This is a genomic window from Pseudonocardia sp. MH-G8, assembly GCF_002262885.1.
Classification (GTDB): Bacteria; Actinomycetota; Actinomycetes; order Mycobacteriales; family Pseudonocardiaceae; genus Pseudonocardia.
Genome location: NZ_NKYF01000020.1, coordinates 18,824 through 38,757 on the forward strand (window position 1 = coordinate 18,824; position 19,934 = coordinate 38,757).

General features: G+C 73.7%; 15 protein-coding genes. 11 read left to right on the forward strand and 4 right to left on the reverse strand.

The window, feature by feature from the left end:
• Positions 1-39: 39 nt before the first annotated feature.
• Together CFP66_RS32215 and CFP66_RS32220 are read left to right on the forward strand one after the other, a co-directional pair.
• Positions 40-1,311 (forward strand): acyltransferase, encoded by a 1,272-nt coding sequence (locus CFP66_RS32215; RefSeq protein WP_094929009.1) that lies wholly within the window; start codon positions 40-42, stop codon positions 1,309-1,311.
• Between the two features lie 64 nt (positions 1,312-1,375).
• A complete protein-coding gene (locus CFP66_RS32220; RefSeq protein ID WP_233159900.1) occupies positions 1,376-2,530 on the forward strand; it encodes an acetyl-CoA C-acyltransferase in 1,155 nt (384 codons plus the stop codon).
• Positions 2,531-2,552: 22 nt separating this feature from the next.
• Here the strand turns inward: CFP66_RS32220 and CFP66_RS32225 are convergent, their stop codons facing one another.
• A complete protein-coding gene (locus CFP66_RS32225) occupies positions 2,553-4,934 on the reverse strand; it encodes a GH116 family glycosyl hydrolase (protein ID WP_094929010.1) in 2,382 nt (793 codons plus the stop codon).
• Entirely contained in the window at positions 4,931-5,725 is a 795-nt protein-coding gene (locus CFP66_RS47425; RefSeq protein WP_158228283.1) for a DeoR/GlpR family DNA-binding transcription regulator, read from the reverse strand. The genes CFP66_RS32225 and CFP66_RS47425 overlap by 4 nt, the downstream gene beginning before the upstream one ends.
• Positions 5,726-5,912: 187 nt before the next feature.
• Between CFP66_RS47425 and CFP66_RS32235 the strand changes: the two genes are divergently transcribed.
• From CFP66_RS32235 to CFP66_RS32265, 7 genes are read left to right on the forward strand one after another with little or no spacing between them, the layout of a single operon-like run.
• Positions 5,913-6,800, forward strand: a complete 888-nt coding sequence (locus CFP66_RS32235) for a hypothetical protein (RefSeq protein ID WP_304528781.1) — start codon at positions 5,913-5,915, stop codon at positions 6,798-6,800.
• A complete protein-coding gene (locus CFP66_RS32240) occupies positions 6,797-8,206 on the forward strand; it encodes a hypothetical protein (protein WP_198961796.1) in 1,410 nt (469 codons plus the stop codon). The genes CFP66_RS32235 and CFP66_RS32240 overlap by 4 nt, the downstream gene beginning before the upstream one ends.
• A 28-nt stretch (positions 8,207-8,234) precedes the next feature.
• Positions 8,235-9,545 carry an ABC transporter substrate-binding protein gene (locus tag CFP66_RS32245; RefSeq protein WP_094929011.1) on the forward strand — a complete coding sequence of 437 codons (1,311 nt, stop codon included), beginning with the start codon at positions 8,235-8,237 and terminating at the stop codon, positions 9,543-9,545.
• A gap of 32 nt (positions 9,546-9,577) precedes the next feature.
• Positions 9,578-10,522, forward strand: coding sequence for a carbohydrate ABC transporter permease (locus CFP66_RS32250; RefSeq protein WP_198961797.1), 945 nt, complete (start codon positions 9,578-9,580; stop codon positions 10,520-10,522).
• A gap of 10 nt (positions 10,523-10,532) precedes the next feature.
• Positions 10,533-11,348, forward strand: coding sequence for a carbohydrate ABC transporter permease (locus CFP66_RS32255; protein WP_094929012.1), 816 nt, complete (start codon positions 10,533-10,535; stop codon positions 11,346-11,348).
• Positions 11,345-13,702, forward strand: coding sequence for a TIM-barrel domain-containing protein (locus tag CFP66_RS32260; protein ID WP_094929013.1), 2,358 nt, complete (start codon positions 11,345-11,347; stop codon positions 13,700-13,702). The genes CFP66_RS32255 and CFP66_RS32260 overlap by 4 nt, the downstream gene beginning before the upstream one ends.
• Positions 13,699-14,442, forward strand: a complete 744-nt coding sequence (locus CFP66_RS32265) for a TSUP family transporter (RefSeq protein WP_198961798.1) — start codon at positions 13,699-13,701, stop codon at positions 14,440-14,442. The genes CFP66_RS32260 and CFP66_RS32265 overlap by 4 nt, the downstream gene beginning before the upstream one ends.
• A 40-nt stretch (positions 14,443-14,482) precedes the next feature.
• Here CFP66_RS32265 and CFP66_RS32270 read toward each other — a convergent pair whose 3' ends face one another.
• Both CFP66_RS32270 and CFP66_RS32275 read right to left on the reverse strand, forming a co-directional pair.
• Complete coding sequence (locus CFP66_RS32270; protein WP_094929118.1) at positions 14,483-16,093, reverse strand: NAD(P)/FAD-dependent oxidoreductase; 1,611 nt, start codon at positions 16,091-16,093, stop codon at positions 14,483-14,485.
• Positions 16,093-17,127 (reverse strand): LacI family DNA-binding transcriptional regulator, encoded by a 1,035-nt coding sequence (locus CFP66_RS32275; protein WP_198961799.1) that lies wholly within the window; start codon positions 17,125-17,127, stop codon positions 16,093-16,095. Before CFP66_RS32275 ends, CFP66_RS32270 begins: the two co-directional genes overlap by 1 nt.
• A gap of 123 nt (positions 17,128-17,250) precedes the next feature.
• Here CFP66_RS32275 and CFP66_RS32280 point away from each other — a divergent pair, with 123 nt between their 5' ends.
• Together CFP66_RS32280 and CFP66_RS32285 are read left to right on the forward strand one after the other, a co-directional pair.
• Positions 17,251-18,771 (forward strand): sodium:solute symporter family protein, encoded by a 1,521-nt coding sequence (locus CFP66_RS32280; RefSeq protein ID WP_094929015.1) that lies wholly within the window; start codon positions 17,251-17,253, stop codon positions 18,769-18,771.
• Positions 18,768-19,919: an AGE family epimerase/isomerase gene (locus CFP66_RS32285; protein WP_094929016.1), complete on the forward strand. Its 1,152-nt coding sequence runs from the start codon at positions 18,768-18,770 to the stop codon at positions 19,917-19,919. The genes CFP66_RS32280 and CFP66_RS32285 overlap by 4 nt, the downstream gene beginning before the upstream one ends.
• The last annotated feature ends 15 nt before the right edge of the window (positions 19,920-19,934 follow it).

Here is a 19,934-nt window from a genome sequence, read left to right on the forward strand (position 1 = left end):
GCGGATCCCCCGCAGGCCGCGGCCCACGAGTCTGGCCGCATGACGACGACCGCACCCACGGCCCCGCCGAACGCGGCGGCGCTCGCCGCCGCCACACCGCTCGACCGGGACCGCTACGTCGACCTGCTGCGGCTGTTCTCGATCGGCATGGTCGTGCTCGGGCACTGGGTCGTCGCGCTGCTCACGATGCACGGCGCGGGCCCGGTGGCCACGTCGCTGCCGCTGATGCTGTCGACCTGGGTGTGGCAGGTGATGGCGCTGTTCTTCTTCGTGGGCGGGTTCGCACACGCCCGGGCGCTGCGCCGCGGGCCACGCGCCGCCGAGTTCGTCCGGGCCCGGTCGGCCCGGCTCCTGCCGCCCGCGCTGGTCATGCTCGCGGTCTGGACGGCGCTGGCGGTGCTGATGCACGCCACGGGGCTCACCACCGGCGCGTTCGCCACCGGCCTCCAGATGATCACGGTGCCGCTGTGGTTCCTCGGCGTCTACCTGGTGATCGTGCTGGCGGCGCCGACCACGATGGCGCTGCATCGGCGGTTCGGGCTGTGGCCGGTGCTCGGGGCGCTCGTGCTGGCCGTCGCGACCGTCGACGGGCTGCGGATGGGCACGGGTGTGGCGCAGATCGGCTACGCGAACATGCTGTTCGTCTGGGTGGCGGTGCACCAGCTGGGCTACGGCTACGCCGACGGGACGCTGCAGCGTGGCGGCCACCGGCTCGCGGGGCTGCTCGCGTGCGGCGGTCTGGCCGGCGCGGTGCTGCTGGTGTTCGGCACCTCGGCGTACCCGGTGCTGATGGTCGGGCTGCCCGGCAACGACGCGTCGAACTCGGCGCCGCCCACCCTCGCGCTGCTGGCGCAGAGCCTCTTCCTGGTCGGCACCGCGCTGCTCCTGCGCCGGGCGGGCAGCGCGCTGGTGGCCCGGCCGCGGGCGTGGTTCGCGGTGGCGTCCGGCAACTCGGTGATCATGACGCTGTTCTGCTGGCACCTCACCGCCTGCTACCTGGTGCAGGGCGTGCTCCTGGTGGTCGACGCGCGGCTGCCTGCCGCCGACACCGTTCTGTGGTTCCCGGCGCTCGCGGGCTGGCTGGTCGCGTGTTCCCTGGCCTGCGTCGGGCTCGTCGCGCTGTTCCGCCGCGTCGAGCAGCGGCCGGGCGCCCGGGCGCGCGGCACGGTGGCGACGCCTGCCGTGCTCGCCGGGGCCCTCGCCGCGGCGGTGGGACTGTTCGCGGTGTCCGAGACCGGGCTCGGCGGGCTCGTCACCGCGGCGGTGCCGCTGGTCCTGGTCGCGGCCGGTGCCGCGGCCCTGCGCCGCTGAGCACGGCGCAGATCACCGCCGCTCCGCTGGACGGCGCCCGCGCCCGGCTGGAAGGGTCGCGGCCGTGGCAGACCCGGCATCCCGCACCCCCGTCCTGCTCAGCGCGGCGCGCACACCCGTCGGCCGGTTCGGGGGCGCGCTGCGCGGCGTCGACGCCGTCGACCTCGGCGCCGCCGCCGTGCGGGCCGCGCTCGAGCGGGCCGGCGGTGCGGTGCCAGACCAGATCCTGCTGGGCAACGTCGTGCAGGCCGGCAACGGGCAGAACCCCGCGCGCGTCGCGGCCACCCGTGGCGGCGTGCCGACCACCGTTCCCGGCATCACACTCAACAACGTCTGCCTTGCGAGCATGACGGCGGCCGGCATGGCCGCCACGCTGGTCCGCACCGGTGAGTCCGACACCGCGCTGGTGGGCGGGTTCGAGTCGATGAGCCGGGCGCTGCACGGCGTGCAGGTGCGGGAGGCCACGCGCACCGGCGACGGCGCGCTGGTCGACCTGCTCGTCCGCGACGGGCTCTGGTGCGCGCTCAGCGAGCAGGGCATGGGCGAGATGTCCGACGCGGCCACGGCCGACCTGCGCATCGCACGCCCCGACCAGGACGCGCTCGCCCTCGCCAGCCATCAACGGGCCGCCGCAGCCGGGGAACGCCTGGCCGAGGAGATCGTCGCCATCCCCGAGCTCGCCGCCGACGAGGGCGTCCGCCCCGACAGCACCGCCGAGCGGCTCGCCCGCCTGCGCCCCGCCTTCGTCGAGGGCGGCACGCTGACGGCGGGCAACTCGTCGCAGATGTCCGACGCGGGCTCGGCGGGGATCGTCACCACCAGCGCGCACGCGGCGGCGCTCGGGGTCGAGCCCCTGGCCGAGATCGTCGGGTACGCCGCCGTCGCGGGCCCGGACCCGACCCTGCACCTCAAGCCGGCGAACGCGGCGCGCGACCTGCTCAAGCGCCACGGGCTCGCCCCCGGCGACATCGACCTGTGGGAGATCAACGAGGCGTTCGCCGCGGTCGTGCTCGCCACGGAACGGGACCTCGAGATCGACCACGACCGCGTCAACGTCAACGGCGGGGCGATCGCCCTCGGGCACCCGCTGGGCGCGTCCGGCTTCCGCCTCGTGCTCACCCTGGCCCACGAGATGCGCCGCCGCGGCGCCGAGCACGGCGTCGCCGCGATCTGCGGGGGCGGCGGGCAGGGCGGCGCGATCCTGCTCCGGCGCCGGTAGCGCCGACGGCGCGCGAGCGGCGCTACCCGGTCACTCCTGGCAGCCACCACGCGGCCAGGGGACGCAGGTTCAGCGGGGCGCGGAACCGGCCGTGCCCGTCGACCGCGGCCGGGGTCCGGAACTGCAGCCCGGTGCCGCCGTAGAGCACCTCGCGCAGGCTGCCCGCCACGTCGTCGGCCTCCGAGGCCAGGCCGTAGTGGCGCAACATCGCCGCGAACAACCACCCAGAACCGATGAGCACCTCGTTGACCTGCAGCTCCTCGCCGCCGTCCCGTGCGTAGGTGCGCAGTTCCCGCTCTCCGATCAACAGCGGCCCGACCCGACCGTCGGCGTACCCGCGGTGGCAGATCTCGTAGGCGGCCCGCAGGTGCGCAGCCACGCGCTCACGGGGAACGACGGGCCCGGCACCGCACAGGTCCGCGTAGAACACGCCCATCACGGAGTCGGGCATGACCGCCTCCATGTACTTGCCCTCGGAGGCGGCGCGGAAGAACGAGCCGGTCCACAAGCCGTCGAGCACGGTGCGCGCCCCCGCGAGCCGGCGCTCGTAGCGGTCCGGTGCCTCGCCGCGGGCGCGGGTCTCCCGGGCGAGGACGGCCCACATCCCGGCGCAGAGCGCCGCCGTGTACGTGGAGTAGCCGCGCAGGGCGAGGTTGTCCCAGGTGCTGTCGCCGAACTCGTCGTGCCGGGGGACCCCGGCCCCCTCGGCGTCCTGCTGATCGGTGAGCTCCGCCGCGGCGCGCAACCGGTCCCAGGAGCGGTCGTCCGGTGGAAGACCGCTCATCCGGGCGTGCAGCAGCCGGGCCAGCACGAACGCCGGCGTGGAGTCACGCCAGGTGTTCGGATCATCGCGCATGACGTAGCCGTTGAGCCGCACGAAGGGATCCTCCGGCGCGCTGCCGAGGTCGTGGGGCAGGTTGTCGGCCAGCAGCTGCGGCCGGGGTTCGCCCACGCGGTAGACCGGCCTGCGGGTCGGCACCTCGGCGGCGAGCGCTTCGGTGAGATCGTCGAACACCAGCTCCGCCAGCCGCGGCCAGGACCGGCTCACCGCCGGGAAGGCGTAGTGCCACAGGTCGCTGGTGTCGTAGTAGAAGTAGCCCTCGTCGAAGCCCTCCAGCAGGCCGAGGTGCTCGCGACCGGTCAGCACCGCGTCGCCCGGCGGCTCATGACCGGGTGCGGTCCCGTCGACCCACGCCGTGCCGAGCGCGGTGACCAGCCCGAGCTCGTTCACCACGCAACCGGCGACGCGCGCGGACCAGCCCGCGGCGGCCAGCCCGTCGAGCGTGCCCACGTGCCAGTCGTCGATCCCGGCCAGCCAGGTGTCGGCGCGGGCGTGCGCGTCCACGGCGAGGTCGACCACCGTGCCGACCTCGCGGGCCGCATGCCGACGCGCCCAGCGCCGACCCTGCCCGAAGCGCACCTCGGGCTGGTCGAAGGCCAGCACGAAGCGCGCCCGCCCACCGCCGGAGGGCAGGTGCGCGGCCACCGCGGAGCCGATCGGCTCGTGCCAGTGGGCCTCCCAGCTGCCGTCCGGCGTCGTCCCCAGTCGTCCGGTGGTGGCGAACGCGTGACGCACCGCGGCGATCGTGAACGGCTGCTCGGCGTCCGGCACGCCGGTGGCGTTCTGCTCGGTCTTGAACTGCGCCTGTGCCGAGAACTGCGCCCCGGCCCCCGCCGCGACGCTCAGGCAGATCGCCCCGTCCGATCCCGCCACGCCACGGCGGCCCTGGCGCACGAACGCCCCTCGCACCGGCGGGTCGAGCAGGTCGTTGACGTTCCCGGCGTGGTGGTGCCCGGGCCAGGCACGGTCCCCCCGATCGTCGGCGGTGACCAGGGAGGGGGTCCAGCCGTTCAGGTTGGGCCAGAAGAACGCGACGTCGACCGGCGGGCAGCAGGCCCCGTCCGCGGCCGGCTGCACCTGCACGTCGCACACGACGACGGGCAGCGCGGCGTCCTCCTCCCGGCCGGGGACCACCGGCGAGAACGCGGAGAGCGTGACGACGAACGGCACGTCCGGGCCGGAGAACCGCTCGTGCGTGATCGGGAAGAGCACGCTCACCTCGTGGCGCGCCACCGCCTCGCGGCGCAGCACCGCGTGCCGCCGCGTCCCGTCGGCCTCCCACGCCACGACGAGGAACGCGCAGTCGAGGTCGGCGACCAGGTGGGTACCGGGCCGCAGGTGCCAGCGGGAGAACCGGCCCGTCAGGTCGCGGGAGAACGCGGGCCCGCCGATCGCGCCCAGGAACATGCCGTGCGACGGACCGTCGTCGTGGCTCCCCGGCTTGGCGACGAACGCGGGCGCGGGCACCTCGGCAGCGTGGAACCCGTGGGCGGAGGCCCGCGCCAGGCGGCGCTCCAGCCCCGATTCCTGCGCCGACCCCCGCGTCGACCCCAGCCCCGTCACGGCGCCGGCTCGCCGATGCGGACGGCGACCCCGGCCCGCTCGGCTGCCTCGGCGGCGGGCGCCGGGAGCACGGCGTCGGTCACCAGCACGTCCACCGCGTCCAGCGGCGCGAGCCGCACCGGGGCGGACCCGCTGAACTTCGAGTGATCGGCCAGCAGCACCACGCGGTCCGCGGCCTCCATGAGGGCCAGCTTCGTGGGCCGCTCCAGGTCGGTGGCGACGTAGAGGCCCCGCTCGTTCACGGCGGCGACGCCGAGGAAGACGACCTCCGCCCGCAGCCCGGTGAGGGCCTGGACGGTGAGCGCACCCACCAGCGCCTGGCTGTCGGCGAGCAACTCCCCGCCCAGGCCGATCACGCGGGCCGCCGGCAGGTGCAGCATGTGCTGCAGCACCGGCACGGAGTGGGTGATCACGCAGCCGCGGAAGGTGTCGGGAAGGGCGGCGACCAGCTCGAAGACCGTCGTCCCCGCGTCCACGGCGATCGTGGCTGCAGGTCGAACGAGCTCGGTGGCCTGCCGCGCGATGCGGCGCTTGGCCTCCCGCTCGTGCTGGGCCCGGCTGGAGAAGTCCGCCGTCCGCAGGGTGCCGTGGGGCAGGCTGGCGCCGCCGTGCACGACCCGCAGCTCACCCGCCTCGGCCAGCTGCTTCAGGTCCCGCCGGACGGTCATGTCGGAGACCCCGAGCTCCGCTGTCAGGTACGTGACCGACAGGAACCCGGCAGCCTGCAGCCTCCGCATGATCTCGTCGCGGCGCGCGCGGCCGCCCCTCGCGGCCGTCGTCGACTCCGTCATGCCCGCCCTTCCGCCCACCATCTCGGGGTGTTGAGTTTCCAACATCTCGTGTTTACTAGCCGCCAATGTAGACCGCGAGGTGCGGAGGGGCCATGGCAGCGAGGGTCCTGTGCACCGGCGCCCTGACGCCGGACACGATCGCCGGACGCTCCACGGTCCCCGCGTCGACCCGATCCGAGGAGACTGAGTGAGTTCATCCGGTGTCGCACCCGCCCCGGACCTGTCCGCCCTCGCGCGTCCGTCCGGCGGATTCGCGATGCTCGCGATCGACCAGCGCGAGGCGCTGCGCAACATGTTCGCCGAGCACCAGGCCCAGCCCGTCGCCGACGAGCAGGTAACCGCGTTCAAGCTCGCCGCCGCCCGCATCCTCACCCCGTACGCGTCGGCGGTGCTCGTCGACCGGCAGTTCGCCTTCGACCGGGTGGTGGCCGAGTCCGCCGTCGCCCCCGGGTGCGGGCTCATCGCGGCAGCCGACGACTTCACCTCGGCTCACGGGGAGCTCGTCGGCGAGGTGACGATCGACCGGGCCGTCGACCCGCACCAGGTGAAGCAGCAGGGCGCGGTGGCGATGAAGCTGCTGGTCCTCTACCGCCCGGACACACCGGCCCGGCCGCGCGTCGCGATGGTCGAGGAGTTCGTCGACACCTGCCGCGCCGCAGGCCTGATCAGCATCATCGAGCCCGTCTCGCGCGCCCCGCTCGGCGGCGGAGAGTGGGACTGGGACGCAGGCGTGCTCGCCGCGGCGCGGGAGCTGGGCCGCCTCGGCGCGGACCTGTACAAGGCCGAGGTACCGATGCGCGGGCAGGGCGAGGAGGACGAGATCCGTAAGCGCTGCGCGCGGATCAGCGCGACCGTCGACTCGCCGTGGGTCGTGCTGTCCTCCGGCGTGCCGCAGGACGTGTTCCCCACCGCCGTGGAGCTCGCCTGCGCCGAGGGCGCCTCGGGCTTCCTCGCCGGCCGCGCCGTGTGGGCATCGTGCATCGGTGCCGCGGACGTCGAGCGCGAGCTGGAAGGCCCCGCGGCCGCGCGGCTGCAGCGGCTGGGCGACATCGTCGATGCCGCGGTGGGGAAGTGAGCAGCGCCGTGCCACAGGTCGTGGTCATCCCCACCGCGCGGCCGACGTTCGTCACCGACGTCGCGCAGCAGCGGGCGGACGCTGCCCGCGCCCTGCTCACCGACCTGGGCGCCGAGGTCAGCGGCCCCGAGCAGCTGGTCATGAGCCCGCAGGACGTCGAGAAGGCCGCCGCCCACCTCGACGGGAGCGCCGATCTCGTCATCAACATCTGCGCGTCCTTCTCCGACGCGAACCCTGCGCTGCATCTCTACCAGGAGCTGGACCGGCCCGTCCTGCTCTGGTCGTTCCGCGAGTCGGGCCCGGTCGGCGACCGCCTGTGGCTCAACTCGTTGTGCGGGGCCAACCTGTTCGGGCACGCGCTGGTGCGCGGCGGTGGGCAGGTCCGGCTCGTCCACGGCGACCCGGACGAGCCCGAGGTGGCCGAGGTCCTGAGGGCCGCCCTTGCGGGCGAGCTGCCCCCGGCGCCGACGCTGCCACAGCGGCAGCTGCGCCGCGGCGACGCCGCCCGTGCACGCGCCGCGCTGGACTCGCTTCGGGGCAAGGTGATCGGCGCCGTGGGCGATGCACCGCCCGGCTTCACGCCCAGCGAGTTCGACCCCGTGGTGCTGGAGCGGCTGTTCGGCCTGAGCGTCGAGCCCGTGACGGTCGAGGAGGTCTTCGAGCGCGTGCGGGCGATCGGCCCGGCGCAGCGCCGGCACGAGGTCACCGCGGCCACCGCGCAGCGGCCGAGCCTGCGCGAGCTCGACGACGACGTGGTCGACCGGCACGCCGCCGTCACCTCGGCCCTGCGGGACTGGTCCGCGGATGCCGCACTCGCGGCCGTCGCGGTGCGGTGCTGGCCGGAGTTCCCCACCGAGCTGGGTGTGTGCCCGTGCTCGTCGCTGTCGCGGCTCGCCGACGAGGGCGTGCCGACCCAGTGCGAGCGCGACGTCCACGGCGCGGTGACGATGCTGCTGCTCGAGGCGCTCGGGTCGGGCACGACCTACCTCGTCGACACCGTCGACCTCGATGCCGCGCAGAACCTGGTGCGGTTGTGGCACTGCGGGTCCGCGGCCACCGAGCTCGCCGCCGACCCCGCGGCGGCGCGCCAGTCCGTGCACTGCAACCGCAAGATCGGCGTGGCCGGCGACTTCGCGCTCCGCCCCGGACGCGTGGTGCTGGCCCGACTCACCGAGAACGCCTCGGGCGGGCTGCGCCTGCTCATCGCCGCGGGCGAGTCCCTGCCGGCCGTCAACCGATTCCAGGGCAACACCGCCGACGTCCGGCTGGACACCGACGCCACGACCTTCGTGCACGGGTTGGTCACCGGCGGGTTCCCGCACCACACCGTGCTCGCCTGGACCGACGTGCGGCCGGAGCTGCGCGCCGCCGCCGACCACCTGGGGATCCCCATCACCGAGTGGTGACCACCCGTCGTTCAAAGGAGACCGACACATGACACCGAACAGACGACTGGACCAGTCCTTGGACCGCCGGCAGCTCCTGCGGCTCCTGGGTCTCGGCGGCCTCGCGGCCACGGCCGCCTGCGCCGGGCCGGGCTCCACGGGCGGTGGCTCGCAGGGCGACGCCGGACCCATCCCCGACGGCCCGGTCGAGGGCGACATCTCCTTCGCGCACTGGCGCGCCGAGGACCAGCAGGTGCTCGAAACGCTGATCGCGACGTTCGCCGCGGCGCACGCCGGGGTGAGCGTGAGCCAGGACATCGCGCCCTCCAACGACTACCAGAGCACGGCGCTGCAACGGATCCGCGGCGGATCCGTCGGCGACGTTTTCACCGCCTTCCGGGGCGCGCAGTTCGTCGACATGGTCGGTGCAGGCATGTTCTCCGACCTGTCCGGGCTCCCGGTCGTCGACCGCTACGCGCCGGCCCTGATCGAGCCCGGTGCCGCCGACGGCGTCCAGTACGGGCTGCCCTACCAGATGGTCTTCAACATGCCGGTGTCGAACCTCGACGTGCTCTCCGCGGCCGGGGTCGGCGAAGCGCCCGCGGACTGGGACGGGTTCCTCGCGATGTGCGAGGCCGTGCTCGCGGCCGGGCTCGTGCCGATCGCCTGGCCGGGCGGGGAGACCGGCAACGCGGGGCACCTGTTCAACTCGATGGTCATGAACAACGCGCCGTCGCCGGACATGTGCACGAAGCTCGAGAGCGGCGAGTACAAGTGCACCGACGACTGGTTCCTGAAGACGTTGGAGCAGTACGCCCAGCTGCGCCCCTACGTCCAGCCCAATGCCACCGGCACCGCGGTGGAACCGGCGCAGCAGCTGTTCGCGACCGGGCAGGCCGCCCTGCTCGCCACCGGGTCGTTCCACATCGCCGCCGTCCGGGCGCTCGGCGCACAGTTCCCCGTGGGGCTCCTGTCGCCGATCACCACGTCGGCGGAGGAGGCGGCCTACGAGGGCATCCACAACGCCACGTTCATCCTCGGCGTCAACACGGCTTCGGACGTGCGGCCGGCCGCCCTGGCGTTCATCGAGTTCCTCTCCGACCCGGTCAACGCCGCCGTCTACGCCAACGGCACGGGCCAGCACCTCACCGTCACCGGTGTCACCTACGACAACCCCGACCTCGCGGCCACGGCCGACTGGCTGGAGCGCAAGACCCTGCTGGCGCCGCGGTTCCAGTTCAACGACCTCGACATCCGCAACGCCGTCGAGAGCTCGTGCATCCAGGTGGTCGGGGGCACCGATCCCCGGCAGGCCGCCGAGGACGCCCAGCGCATCGTCGACCAGCGGGTCGGCGGCTAGTCCGAGCACCACGGACCGAGGGAGGGAATTCCGTGACCACCCAGGTGGAGTCCGGACCGGCCGCGACACCGCCCCGGGCCCCGCGCAGCCGGCGGCCCCACGGCGCCACCCGGCCGCATCCGGCGCTCCTGCTCTTCCCGCTGCCCGCCCTCGTCATCTACGTGGTCTTCTTCGCGATCCCCACCGTGCAGGCGGTGCAGTACGCGGTGACCGACTGGGACGGGTTCAGCGCCACGTTCGAGAACGTGGGCACCGAGAACTTCCGGCGCATCCTCACCGCTGACGACCTGTTCGTGAACGCGTTGCTCAACAACGTCAAGTTCATGCTCGTCGTGGTCGTCTTCCAGACGGCGTTCGCCCTGCTGCTGGCCGTGCTGCTGGTGAAGAACTCGCGCGGCTCGGTACTGCTGCGGGCGCTGTTCTTCTTCCCGACGATCCTGTCGTCGGTGTCGGTGGCGTTCATCTGGAAGTTCATCTACGACCCGAACTTCGGGCTGGGCAACCGGGTGCTCGACGGCGTGGGCATCGACGTGCAGCTGGCCTATCTCGGGGAGGCATCCACCGCGATCTACTGGGTGGCGATCACGCAGGTCTGGTTCCACGCCGGACAGATGATGGTGATCTTCGTGGCCGGCCTGCAGGCCGTGCCGGCCGAGCTCTACGAAGCGGCGGAGATGGACGGCGCGAGCAAGTGGGCGCAGTTCCGCCACATCACCTGGCCGATGATCGCTCCGGCCACGGCCATCGTCGTGGCCTACACGACGATCCAGTCGTTCAAGGCGTTCGACCTCATCCTGGGGCTGGGCGGCAACCCGCCGAAGCTCTCGATGGACATCCTCTCCACGCGGATCTACACGTCGTTCGCGAACTCCGAGTTCGGATACGCAGCGGCCGAGTCGCTGGTCTTCATGGCGGTCATCGCGGCGATCGTCGTTGCCCAGCGCCGCGTCCTCAAGCTCACGCAGAAAGACGTCTGAGGGGCCTGCCATGCGCGTGAACCCGACACGCTGGATCGTCCTCGCGGTCTACGCCGTCCTCATCGTCGTGCCGTTGACGGTGGTCGTCTTCGGGACGTTCAAGACCACGCCCGAGCTGTTCGAGTCGCCCTTCGGGCTGCCGTCGTCGATGTCGCTGGAGAACTACGACATCGTGCTGCGCGAGCAGAACCTGGACCAGGCCTTCCTCAACAGCGTGCTGGTGACGTGCGCGTCCGTGGCGCTGACGCTGCTCGTCGCGAGCCTCGCCGCCTACGGGATCGCCCGCACGCCGGGATGGAAGGGCTGGCTGATCTTCGGGTTCCTGGTGCTCGGGATGTCGGTGCCCGCGCAGGCGAACATGATCCCGCAGTACGTGCTGTTCGACCAGCTCGGCCTGCTCGACAGCCGGGTCGGTCTGGTGGCGATCAACGTGGTGGTGGGCCTGCCGGTCGCGGTCTTCATCCTCGGAGGCTTCATGAAGACGCTGCCGCGCGAGGCCTACGAGGCCAGTGCGGTGGACGGCGCCGGACCGTGGCGCACCTACCGGTCGGTGATCATGCCGATGTCACTGCCGTCGGTAGCGGCCACCGCCATCTTCCTGTTCGTCATCCAGTGGAACGATCTGCTGTACCCGCTGCTGTTCATCCGCTCCCCCGACCTGAAGACGCTGCCGTTGGCGCTGCTGGAGTTCCAGGGGGAGTTCCTCACCGACTACCCGCTGCTGTTCACCGGGGTGGTGATCGCCTCGCTGCCGGTCGTGCTGGCCTACGTGCTGCTGCAGCGCTACTTCGTGGCCGGCATGACGTCGGGGGCGGTGAAGGGATGAGCGCCCGCATCCTCCGCCACGTCACCGACGTCCGCGAGCGCGGCGAGGAGGTCCGGATCGGGGTCACGGCCCTGCCCGCGGTGCAGCTGCCCGGCACGCCGGGCTGGTTGACCGGCGAGCCGGCCCGCCACCAGGGCATCGAGGTGACGATGCCCAACCTCCCCCCGGATCTCGCCCTTCCCCCGGTCGAGGACGAGCCGTTCGAGGTGTCGGTCGCCCTGGCCGGGCCGCGCACCGCGCGGATCGTCGTCGGGCGTCCGGACGCGCAGGTCCACGGCGAGGACCCGACGTGGCTCGGCATCGTCACCGACCCGCACCCGGAGCCCGCCGCCCTGCACGTCGCGCAGGACGAGGAGGCGGTGACGGTCTGCGGACCGGGGATCCGGGTCCGGATCACCCGCAGCCCGTTCACGCTGCAGGTGCAGGACCCGGCCACCGGTCGGACGGTGCTGCGCACCGCCGAGCGGCTGCGGCAGGTGGCCGGCTTCCCGATGGCGCCCCCGGTACTCGTCGACGATCGCGGCACCACCCTGCACCTGGAGCTCTCCACCGACGAGGACGTGCTCGGCTTCGGGGAGCAGTTCGGGCGGCTGGTCAAGAACGGGCAGCGGCTGCGGCTGCGCGTCGAGGACGCGCTGGGCACCGGCACCGGGATGGCGTACAAGCCGGTGCCGGTGTGGCACTCCGGTTCGCGCGCCGGGGGCCTCGGCTACACCGGCTTCCTCAACACCGGCGCGACGGTGACGGCGGACGTCGGCCACACCCGGCCCAGCGTGCTCGGGCTGACCGTGGCCGACGAGGCCCTCGACCTGTACGTGACGGTGGCGCCGGACCCGAAGGTCCGCCTCGCCGACCACACCGCGCTGACCGGCCGGGCCCCGCTGCCGCCGCTGTGGGCGTTCGGGTACTGGATGGGGCGCTGCCGGTACCACTCCCGGGAGGAGCTGGAGGGCGTCGCCCGCGGGATGCGTGAGCACGGCGTGCCCTGCGACGTGCTGCACCTGGATCCGGACTGGCTCGTCGTCGACCGGCTCAACACCGACTTCGTCTGGAACACCGACCGGTTCGGCGACCGGCGCGAGCTCGTCGCGGCGTTGGGCGATCTCGGCTGCCGCCTCTCGGTGTGGGAGCTGCCCTACCTCGACCCGGCATCACCGCGCTACGCCGAGGCGGAGGAGGCCGGGTACCTGGTGCGGCGCCCGGACGGCGCCACCGCCCACGTGCGCGGCACCCCGACCCCGGACGGACGACATCGTGCGCTCGTCGACTTCTCGAACCCGCGGGCCCGTGACTGGTGGCAGCGGATGCACGAGCCGTTCCTCGACGACGGGGTGGCCGTGTTCAAGACCGACTTCGGGGAGGGGCTCCCCGACGACGTCGCCCTCGCCGACGGCACCCCCGCCGCGCACGCCCACAACCTCTACCCCCTGCGCTACAACGGCGCGGTCAGCGAGGTGATCGGCGCGCGAACCGGGCGCGCCCCGCTCGTCTGGGGCCGCAGCGGCTGGGCGGGCTCGCAGCGCTACCCGGGCCAGTGGGGCGGCGACGCGGAGTCGACGGTGGCCGGGATGCAGGCCACCGTGCGCGGCGGCCTTTCCTACGCCATGTCCGCCCCCGGCTTCTGGAGCCACGACATCGGCGGGTTCTTCGGTCCCGAGCTCACGCCCGGCCTGTACGTGCGCTGGACGCAGCTCGGTGCGCTCTCCCCGCTGATGCGGGCCCACGGGCTGCGCCCGCGGGAGCCGTGGGCGTTCGGCGAGCGCGCCCTGGGCATCGCGCGGGAGTGGGTCCGGCTGCGCTACTCCCTGCTCCCCCACCTCTGGCAGGTGGCGGCGGAGTCCGCCCACCACGGCCGGCCGGTGCTGCGCCCGCTGGCGCTGGAGTACCCCGACGACCCGGTGGCGCCCGGCCTGGACGACCAGTTCCTGCTCGGGTCCGACCTGCTCGTCGTGCCGGTCTTCGACGACGGTCTCGCACCGGTGGAGCGCCGGTTCTTCGTGCCCGACGGTCGCTGGACGGACCTGCTCACCGGCGAGTCGTTCACCGGGCCGGCGTTCGCCGAGGTCGAGGTGCCGCTGGAACGGATGCCGCTGCTGGCGCGAACGGGTGCGATGCTGCCCCGCGTGACCGTGGGCCAGCACATCCGCAACACCGACGACCTGCGCGACGCTGCGTGGACGCTGCATGTCGTGGGGGACACGGACGGGACGCGCTCCCTGCTGGGGTTCGACGGGACGACCACGCACGTCGCGCTGCGCGGCGCGACCGCCGACTCCGTGGGGACCCAGGCGGTCGCGGAGCGGGTCGTCCGGCACGGCCTCTCGGACCTGCCCGAACGCACCGGCCCGGCGTGATCGACCCGACCGTCCCCGGACTGGCGCTCCTCGGCACGACCGTCCTCGTCGGGGCGGGCACCCAGCGCGTCACCGGGCTGGGCTTCTCGCTGGTCAGCGCCCCGTTCCTGGTGCTGTTGCTCGGGCCGTTCACCGGCATCCTGCTGGCCAACGCACTCAGCCTGGGCACCAACCTCGTCGTGCTGGCGCAGACCTGGCGGGCGGTGGAGGTGCGCAAGGCGCTCCTGCTGGCCGGGCCGGCGCTGGTCGCCGTCGTGCCCGGGGCCTGGGTGGCCCACACGCTCCCGGCGCCGCTGCTGGCGCTCACCGCGGGCGGGCTCGTACTGGTCGCGCTCCTCGCGGTCCTGGCCAGCGAGCGCGCCCGGGTGCTGCGCGGGACCGGCGGCGCGATCACCGCGGGGGCCGCGTCCGGCTTCATGAACGTGACCGCCGCCGTCGGCGGCCCGGCGATCTCCCTCTACGCCCTGTCCACCGGGTGGGCGCACGGGTCCTACGTCGCCACGGTCCAGCTGTACTCGGTGCTGCTGAACACCGGGTCGATCGCGGCGAAGGGCTGGCCGGACCTGGCGCCCGCCGTCTGGCTCGTCTCCGGGTGCGCGCTCGTCATCGGCGTCCTGGTCGGGCACCTTCTCGCCCGGGTCGTCACCCCGGGCCGCGCCCGCACGATGGTGGCCGCGCTCGCGATCGTCGGGTCGGCGGCCACCGTGGTGAAGGCGGTCGTCGAACTCTCCTCCGCCTGACAGTGATCGCGGTCGCGCTCGTCGTGGTCCCCGGCGGGGCTCAACCGCGAGCGCGCCTGCGCAGCCGCTCGCGACGGGTCGGGGTCAGGAGGCGGCGGGCGACGAGGTGGCCCGACGCCCCCGCCAAGCCCGGCCCGGGATGGGTGGACGCGCCGATGTGCCACAGCCGCGGCACGGGCGTCGCGTGGCCGGAGGTCGCGGCCAGCGGACGCCAGAGGAAGTTCTGGTCCAGCTCGGCCGAGCCGCCGTACGGGTCGCCCGCGAGCGCGTTCGGGTTGTGGGCGGCAAGGTCGGTCGGGGTGATCACGTCGAGCCCGAGGACCAGCTCGCGCAGGCCCGGGGCGTGCGCCCCGACCCGGTCGAGCACGCGGTCGGCGTAGCCGCGGGCCAGCGCGGCGTCCCAGCCGCCCGCCGGGTCCAGCTCCCCCGCCGCGTCGCCCACGGGGGCGAAGGGCACCTCCTGCAGCTGCAACCACAGGGAGCCCGCCCCGGCCGGCACGCGCGAGGGGTCCAGGACGTGCTGCTGGCCGACGACCACGGTCGGGCGGCGCGGCAGCAGCCCGGCCTCCGCCTCGGCGCACGCGATCGCCGTGGATCCCGACCCGTCGGACAGGTGCACGAGCGGCACCGCGGCCAGGGCCGGATCGCGCCACGGCACCGGTCCGGACAGCGCGACGTGCAGCTGCATCGCCGCACGCCCGGGCCGGAAGCGCGCCGCCTCGTCCGCGACCTCCGGCGGCACGGCGTCCGCGGGCAGCAGCGACCCGTACAGAGCGGTCGGGGTCACCGACGCCAACACCGCACGCTCGGCCGAGAAGCTGAAGCCCTCCCCCGCCACCCCGACGGCGGCGCCGTCGCGCAGCAGCACCTGCTCGACCCGGCGCCCGGTGTGGACGGCCACGCTCCGCTCGGCCAGCAGCCGCTCCCACGCGGCCACGAAGTTCCCCGCGCCGCCGACGACGACGGGCAGGCCCGCGCCGTGCAGGGTCGCCGCGAGGACCGGCACCATGAGCCCACCGGACGCGCTGTCGGGCGCGAGCCCCGCGTGCAGCAGCCAGGGTGCCCAGAGCCGGTCGACCTCCGGGCCGCGGAAGTGGGAGCGCGACCACGCCCGCCCGCTCGTCGCGACCTCCCGGGCGTAGGCCGAAAGCTCCGTGCGCCCACCCGCCCGCGCCAGCCCCCACAGCGGGCCGAATGCCTCACGCGAGCGCAGCTCGCTGCCCAGCAGCCCGCCGATCCGGCCGGCGTGCGTGCCGAACCGGCGCAGCGCCGCGCGGTAGGCGTCGCGGTCCGCCGGCTCGCGGAAGCCCGCCACCGTCTCCTCGACGTCGCGGAAGGCGGTGGTGACGGTGCCGTCGTCGCTCGCCGTGGCCGTCAGCGCGCCGTCGGTGTTGGCGTACTCCAGGCCGTGGCGGTGCAGGTCCGCCCCCAGCTCGGCGTACACCGGGCCGGTGACGAACAGCGGGTGCCACGACGAGTAGGTGTCGTGCCGGTACCCCGGCACCGTGCGCTGCCCGGCGGCGACGAACCCGCCGATGCTCTCGTGCTCGTCCACCAGCGCCACCGACCAGCCGGCCTGCGCGAGGTGCGCGGCGGCGGCCATGCCGTTGATCCCGGCGCCGACCACGACGGCGTCGTACCGCTCCTGCATCACGAGTCCCCTCTCCCTGGTCCGTCTCCCGCGGGCGGTACCGCCGTGGTCGCGCGGCAGGTGAGCGACGACGGCAGCAGGCGACGGTGGTCCGGCTCGCCGTCGGGGTCCTCGACCAGCTCCAGCAGCAGCTCGACGGCGAGGCGGCCGGCCTCGGCGCCGCGGCCGTGGACCGTGGTGAGCGGCGGGTACGTCGTGGCCGCGAGGATGTCGTCGCAGCCGATCACGGAGACGTCGCGCGGGACGGCGACGCCGCGTTCGGCCAGCCCGGCCAGCACGCCCTGCGCGAGCGCGTCGTCGAAGGCGATCGCAGCGGTGGCGCCGACGGCCAGGACCTCCCCCGCCGCGGCCCGGCCCTCCTCGTGGTCGGGGCGGTGGGCGCGCAGCACGCTGACCGCCACCCCGAGCGCCGCGCAGCGCTCCCCCACGGCGCGGCGCCGTTGCTCGTCCGACCAGGACGTGGTGGGCCCGCTGACGTAGGCGAGGTGCCGGTGACCGAGATCGGCAAGATGGTCGACGGCCTCGCGGATCCCCGGCGCGGAGTCCACCAGCACCCGCCCGACGCCTGCGACGTCGCGGTTCACCAGGACCAGCGGCCCGTGCTGCCCGCGTTCGCGCACGACGTCCTCGGGCAGCCGCGAGGAGACCAGGACGACGCCGTCGGTGCGTTGCTGGAGCTTCACGAGCAGGTCGAGCTCCTTCGCCGGGTCCTCGTCGGTGTCCCCGAGCACGGTGCTGGCACCGCCGGCCGACGCCCGGGCCTGCGCGGCGCGGATCACCGGCGGGAAGAACGGGTTCGCGATGTCGGGGACCACCACGGCGATCATCCCGAGCCGGCCGGTGCTCAGCGCCCGCGCGGCGTGGTGCGGGACGTAGCCGAGCCGGGTGGCCACCTCGGTGACGTGCGCGACCGTGCTCTCCCTCAGCACATGGGGCCGGGAGAACACGCGCGAGACCGTGGAGGTGGACACCCCTGCGGCCGCCGCGACGACCTTGATCGTGGGCAGCTTGCGGCGCCCGTCGCGTCGAGCCACGCGGTGCACTCTACGGCGCCGCCCCGCGTGTCCTCCGGGTAACGGATCAGGACACGAGCTTGACGTGCAACCGGTTGCACGCAAACATCCCCCGCCAACGGATGGCGGAACACCGGAGGAACAATGGGCATCCTCGACTGGCTGGTCGTCGGCGGCTACTTCGTCGTGATGGTGGTGATCGGGCTGTGGGCCAAGTCCCGCATCCACGACTCCCGCGACTTCTTCACCGCGGGCGGGCGGATGCCCTGGTGGCTCTCGGGCATCTCGCACCACATGTCCGGCTACAGCTCCGCGGTCTTCGTCGGGTACGCGGCCATCGCCTACACCGAGGGCTTCGTCCTCTACGTGTGGTGGGCGCTCGGCATCACGTTCGCCATGGTGGTCGGCGCGTTCGTGTTCGTGCCGCGCTGGCCGCGGCTGCGGCAGCGGCTCGGCATCATCTCGCCGCTGGAGTACCTCAAGATCCGCTACAACGTGCCCACGCAGCAGTTGCTCGCGTGGAGCGGTACCGCGTTGAAGGTCTTCGACGTCGGTGCCAAGTGGACGGCCACCGCCCTGCTGCTCAACGTGTTCGCCGGCGTGCCGCTCGGCCTCGGCATCCTGCTCACCGGCGGCGTCACGCTGATCTACTCCACCATCGGCGGCCTGTGGGCCGACGCGCTGACCGACATGGGTCAGTTCCTCATCCAGCTCGTCGCCGGCGTCGTGATGTTCTTCGCCGTCCTCTCCGCACTGGACGGCCTCCCGACGATCTGGACCCTGTGGGACCGGCTCCCCGAGGGCAACGCCGAGCCGTTCAACGGGCAGTACACGGTGCTGTTCGTCATGGTCTACCTGCTGATCAACACGCTGTCCTACAACGGCGGCACCTGGAACCTCGCGCAGCGGTTCATCGCCTCCCCCACCGGCAGCACGGCCCGGCGCGCCGCGCTGTTCTCCGCGGCGCTCTACCTGGTCTGGCCGCTGGTGATGTTCTTCCCGATGTGGGCCGCGCCGCTGCTGCTGCCCGGGCTGGAGGACCCCGAGCAGTCCTACGCGCTGCTCACCGAGGCACTCCTGCCCGCCGGGCTCGTCGGGCTGGTGCTGGCCGGGCTGTTCTCGCACACGATGGCGATGACCGGCTCGGACGCCAACGCCATCTCCTCGGTCGTGACGCGCGACATCCTGCCCGCGGTCTGGAAGCGCGGCCGCTCCCTCGACACCCGCACCGAGCTCGTCATCGGGCGGATCAGCGTGTTCTCGTTCATCGCGCTGAGCATGGTGATCGCCCTGACCGCCGACAGCTTCGGCGGCGTCCTCGGCCTGATCATCCTGTGGTTCGGCGGCCTGGTCGGGCCGATCGCGATCCCGATGCTGCTGGGAATGCTGCCGGCGTTCCGGCGGTGCGGGCCGGTCGCGGCGATCTCGTCGTGGGCCGTAGGCCTCGCGGTGTTCGCCCTCACCCGCTACGTGTTCGACGGGGCGATCGACGCGCTCGCCCCGGACCAGGCCACCGCGGTCTCGGTCGGCGGACCGGTGGTCTGCTCGATCATCACGTTCGTGGTCGTCGGGCTGGTCGCACCGTGGCGGAACGCGGCGTCCGACGAGCTGGTCGACGCGATCTCCCGCGACGAGCCGGCGGCCGAGGGCGAGCCCGCACGGTGAGCTACCGCGACCACCTCGTCGACGACGTGCTGGCCTGGTGGACGACCCACGGGCCGGACCACGAGCACGGCGGTGTCCTCACCTGCTGGGACAACGCCGGGACCCGGCTCGTCGGGGAAGACAAGTACACCTGGTCGCAGGGCCGGTGGGCCTGGCTCACCGCCCGCGTCGCGCTCTCCGCCGGGCTGCTGGGCGTCGACGGCGGCTGGTACGCCGAGCAGGCGGTGCGCACCGCGCGCTTCGTCCGCGACCACGCGCTGCTGCCCGACGGCACGACCGCGTTCGTCACCGACCGGAGCGGCGCCGAGGCGGGGCCGCACACCAGCGTCTACGCCGACCTGTTCGCCGCGCTCGGCTTCGCCGGGGTGGCGCGGCTGCGCCCCGAGGAGGACTGGGGTGCCCTCGGTGAGGACATCCTCGTGCGCTCGGCGGCGGCGATCGAGGCCGCGCGCTTCCGCTCCGACCCGTACCCGGTGCCGGCCGGGCACCGCTCGTTCGGGCTGCCGATGATCCTCGTCGGCGTCGGGGAGCAGGTGCATCGCGCCACCGGATCGGCGGCGTCCGCGGCGATCGTGCGGGAGGCCGCGCGTCAGATCGAGGAGCACCACCTGCACGGCGACGACGTCGCCGAGATGCCCTCGGAGACCGACGGGCTGCTCGCGCGCCACCGCACGCCCGGCCACGTGCTGGAGGCGACGTGGTTCCTGCACCACGCCCGCGACCTGCTGGCGGGATCGGCGCTCGGCGAGCGCGAGCGCCTCGCCCGCATCGCCGCGCGGGCGCTGGACCTCGGCTGGGACGACGAGCACGGTGGCCTGCTGCGCTACGTCGACCAGGACGGCGGCGTGCCCGCCGGCGCCCGCACGGACGACCCGTACGAGGCGCTCGTGGTGGACACCTGGGACACCAAGCTGTGGTGGCCGAACGCCGAGGCGCTGTACGCGACCGCGCTGCTCCTGCCGGACCGGCACGAGCAGCTGCACGACTACGTGTTCGCGACGTTCCCGGAGGGGCCCGGGCGGGAGTGGACGCAGATCCGCGCCCGCGACGGCGTGCCCCTCGAGAAGACCGTGGCGCTGCCGGTGAAGGACCCGTTCCACATCGCGCGGTCGCTGCTCATGCTGGTGGAGATGGAAGGAGCAGGGTGAACGAGGAAGTGCCAG

Coding starts and splice junctions, on each gene's coding strand:
- CFP66_RS32215 (WP_094929009.1), top strand. CDS start 40: ATGACGACGACCGCACCCACGGCCCCGCCGAACGCGGCGGCGCTCGCC.
- CFP66_RS47425 (WP_158228283.1), bottom strand. CDS start 5,725: ATGACGGAGTCGACGACGGCCGCGAGGGGCGGCCGCGCGCGCCGCGAC.
- CFP66_RS32245 (WP_094929011.1), top strand. CDS start 8,235: ATGACACCGAACAGACGACTGGACCAGTCCTTGGACCGCCGGCAGCTC.
- CFP66_RS32255 (WP_094929012.1), top strand. CDS start 10,533: ATGCGCGTGAACCCGACACGCTGGATCGTCCTCGCGGTCTACGCCGTC.
- CFP66_RS32260 (WP_094929013.1), top strand. CDS start 11,345: ATGAGCGCCCGCATCCTCCGCCACGTCACCGACGTCCGCGAGCGCGGC.
- CFP66_RS32270 (WP_094929118.1), bottom strand. CDS start 16,093: ATGCAGGAGCGGTACGACGCCGTCGTGGTCGGCGCCGGGATCAACGGC.
- CFP66_RS32280 (WP_094929015.1), top strand. CDS start 17,251: ATGGGCATCCTCGACTGGCTGGTCGTCGGCGGCTACTTCGTCGTGATG.